Source organism: Pseudorhodobacter sp., from assembly GCF_030452865.1.
In the GTDB taxonomy this organism is placed as follows: Bacteria; Pseudomonadota; Alphaproteobacteria; order Rhodobacterales; family Rhodobacteraceae; genus Pseudorhodobacter.
Map to the genome: position 1 here is coordinate 1 of NZ_JAKDLJ010000370.1, position 3,455 is coordinate 3,455.

At 60.8% G+C, this 3,455-nt stretch carries 3 protein-coding genes; all 3 read left to right on the forward strand.

Features of this window, described 5'->3' with window-relative positions; translation table 11 throughout:
• Window positions 1–12 precede the first annotated feature (12 nt).
• Entirely contained in the window at window positions 13–933 is a 921-nt protein-coding gene (gene lpxC / locus L0H65_RS16480; protein ID WP_301460280.1) for a UDP-3-O-acyl-N-acetylglucosamine deacetylase, read from the forward strand.
• Between the two features lie 111 nt (window positions 934–1,044).
• Window positions 1,045–1,884, forward strand: coding sequence for an outer membrane protein assembly factor BamD (locus tag L0H65_RS16485; protein WP_301460278.1), 840 nt, complete (start codon window positions 1,045–1,047; stop codon window positions 1,882–1,884).
• Window positions 1,885–1,911: 27 nt separating this feature from the next.
• Window positions 1,912–3,455 (forward strand): DNA repair protein RecN (recN, locus tag L0H65_RS16490; RefSeq protein WP_301460279.1); only part of this gene is annotated, 1,544 nt, incomplete at its 3' end.

The window sequence follows — 3,455 nt, forward strand, 5'->3', positions numbered from 1 at the left end:
GAAGGTGATATCGTGCAACATACCCTGAAATCCGAAGCGGTCTTCACCGGCACTGGACTGCATAGCGGTGCTGCGGTGCGCATGGTGGTCAAACCTGCCTCTGCCGATTATGGCATCTGGTTTCGCCGGGTGGATATCCTGTCCGGCGACACGATGATCCCGGCGCGATGGGATGCTGTGGTGCCGTCGCGGCTTTGTACGCTGGTGGCAAATGGTGCCGGTCATACGGTTTCCACGATCGAACATATCATGGCTGCCCTTGCGGGCTGCGGCGTTCACAACGCGCTGATCGAGATTGACGGACCCGAAGTGCCGATCCTCGACGGTTCCTCGCGCAATTTTGTTGACGGGATACTGGCCAAAGGCGTGCGCAGCCAAAGCGTGCCGGTGCGCGCCATCCGTATTCTTTCCCCTATTGAGGTGCGCGATGGTGACGCGGTGGCGCGTCTGGAACCGTCCGAGATGCTGGAAATTGATTTCCGGATTGATTTTTCCGACGCGGCAATCGGAAAGCAGAAGAAAGTGCTGAACATGTCCAATGGTGCCTTCGTGCGGGAGCTGTGCGACAGCCGGACCTTCTGCCGTCAGGCCGATGTGGATGCGATGCGCGCCAACGGGTTGGCGCTGGGTGGCAGTATGGAAAATGCCGTGGTGTTCGAAGGCGACAAGGTGCTTTCCCCCGGAGGTTTGCGCCACGCCGATGAACCCGTTCGCCACAAGATGCTGGATGCGCTGGGTGATTTGTCGCTGGCAGGCGGCCCGATTCTGGGGCGCTATGTGGGCTTGCGGGCGGGTCATGCGCTGACCAACCGGCTGTTGCACGCGCTATTTGCCAATCGCACCGCCTGGGATGCTGTCGAATGTGGCACACCCACCGGGCAAAAGCTGCCGGGTGTTGGTGTTTTGCGGTCAGATATCCCAGTTCATTGCTAGACTGCCCCAAATCGGTGAAAGGCGTTTTGCGCCCCGGATTTTTCTGTGCTAGGACAGATCAATCCCGGCTCTCAAGGGCTGGTACTTGCAGGATAATGGGGTAGGCGGAAGATGACAGGCGTTACGTCACGCGCAGGGTTCATTTGGGCAGCGCTGCTTGTTGCTGGCCTTTCCGGCTGCGGCGGGGGGCAGGCAGAGGCTCCATTGGACAATTTGACCGCTGAGCAGATTTACAAGCGCGGTGAATTGGCGCTGGAAACCGACAAGAAGGCGGATGGTGCGATTCGCTATTTCTCGGAGGTGGAGCGGCTTTATCCCTATTCCGAATGGGCGAAACGATCCTTGATCATGCAGGCATTCAGCCAGCACAAAGCCAAGAAATACGAGGATGCGCGCGGCTCTGCCCAACGCTACCTTGATCTTTATCCGGCCGAGGAAGACGCGGCCTATGCGCAATATCTGCTGGCGCTCTCCTATTACGATCAGATTGATGAGGTCGGGCGCGATCAGGGCCTGACCTTTCAGGCGCTGCAAGGCATGCGCGAAGTGATCGAGAAATATCCCGACAGCGAATATGCGCGTTCCGCGATGTTGAAATTCGATCTGGCCTTTGACCATCTTGCCGCAAAAGAGATGGAGATCGGGCGCTATTACCTCAAGCGCGGGCAGTATACGGCGGCGATCAACCGGTTCCGGACCGTGGTGCAGGATTTCCAGACCACGACCCATACGCCAGAAGCCCTGCACCGGTTGGTGGAGGCGTATCTTGCGCTTGGCCTGACGGATGAGGCGCAGACGGCAGGGGCAATTCTGGGCCATAACTTCAAGTCCAGCCCGTTCTATGACGATAGCTATCGTTTGCTGACCGGGCGCGGCTTGTCGATGGAGGCGCAGGGGCAAAGCTGGCTCAGCTCTGTCTACGCTCAGGTCATTCAGGGCAAGTGGTTGTAAAGGGCCGCGTTGCCCGCAGGATGTCACATGCTTCGCTCGCTTGAAATCCGCGATCTGCTGATCATTGATCGGCTGGAATTGATGTTTCAGCCGGGGCTGAATGTGTTGACCGGCGAAACGGGAGCGGGGAAATCCATTCTGCTCGATGCGTTGGGCTTCGTGCTTGGTTGGCGGGGCCGCGCCGAACTGGTGCGCGACGGGGCCGAACAGGGTGAGGTGACAGCGGTGTTTGCGCTGCCACCCGGCCACGCAGCCCGCGCGGTGTTGGAGGAGGCTGGGATCGCGGCGGAGGATGAATTGATCCTGCGCCGGATAAATTCGGCTGACGGCCGCAAAACCGCTTGGGTCAACGACCGCCGCGCCAGTGGTGAGGTACTGCGCGCCTTGTCAGACGTTTTGGTGGAATTGCACGGGCAACATGATGACCGTGGGTTGTTGAACCCGCGCGGGCATCGCCAAATTCTGGATGTGTTTGCCGGAGTTGATCTGTCGCCTTTGCGCGCGGCTTGGTCGGCGCTGTCCAGCGCCCGCCGTGCGAGGGCAAAAGCCGAAGCGAGGCTGGAGGCGGCGCGGGTGGAAGAAGATTACCTGCGCCATGCCGTCGCCGAACTGGACACATTGAACCCTGAGCCGGGCGAGGAAGCGGTGCTGGATGCCCGCCGTCGTGCCATGCAAGGGGCCGAGAAAATCCGTGCCGATATTCTACGCGCGCAATCCGCGCTGTCGGATCAAGGGGCGGAGGCGGCCCTCGTTGATGCGCTGCGCTGGCTGGAAGGGGCCGCTGCGCCTGCCGATGGGCGTCTGGAAGGCGCGATTGCGTCGCTTGGCAGGGTGCTGGTGGAACTGGATGAGGCCCAAACCGGGGTCGAGGATTGCCTTTCTGCGCTGGATTTCAACCCGTTGGAACTGGAACACTTGGAGGAACGCTTGTTCGCCATCCGCGCGCTGGCCCGCAAGCACGCGGTTCAGGCCGATGATCTCGGCGGTTTTGCCGATGATCTGCGGGTGCGCTTGGCGGTGATCGACGGTGGCGCGGGCAATCTGGCGGTGTTGCAAGCGGCGGTGGCTGAAGCGGAGGTCGATTATCGGCACCGCGCGGATGCCTTGACGAAAACCCGTCAAGCAGCCGCCAAGCGGCTTGATAAAGCGATGGCTTCGGAACTGGCGCCTTTGAAGATGGAGCGTGCAGTGTTCTCGACGTTGATGACAGTGGCGGAACCGGGTCCGGAAGGCGTCGATGAGGTTGCCTTTACCGTTGCCACTAACCCCGGCGCGCCCGCCGGACCGCTGAACAAGATCGCCTCTGGCGGCGAATTGTCGCGGTTTCTGCTCGCGTTGAAGGTATGTCTGGCGGGCAATACCCCCGGTCTGACGATGATTTTCGATGAGATTGATCGCGGCGTTGGTGGCGCGACGGCCGATGCTGTTGGTCGCCGCCTTGCGGCCCTTGCCACCTCCGCGCAGGTGTTGATCGTCACCCATTCGCCACAGGTCGCAGCCCTTGGCGCGCATCACTGGCGGGTGCAAAAGCAGGTGGCGAAGGGAATGACCACATCAACCGTCACCCCCTT

What these genes read in the sequence shown, in the direction of transcription:
- L0H65_RS16485 (WP_301460278.1), top strand. Translation starts at nt 1,045, where the DNA reads ATGACAGGCGTTACGTCACGCGCAGGGTTCATTTGGGCAGCGCTGCTT.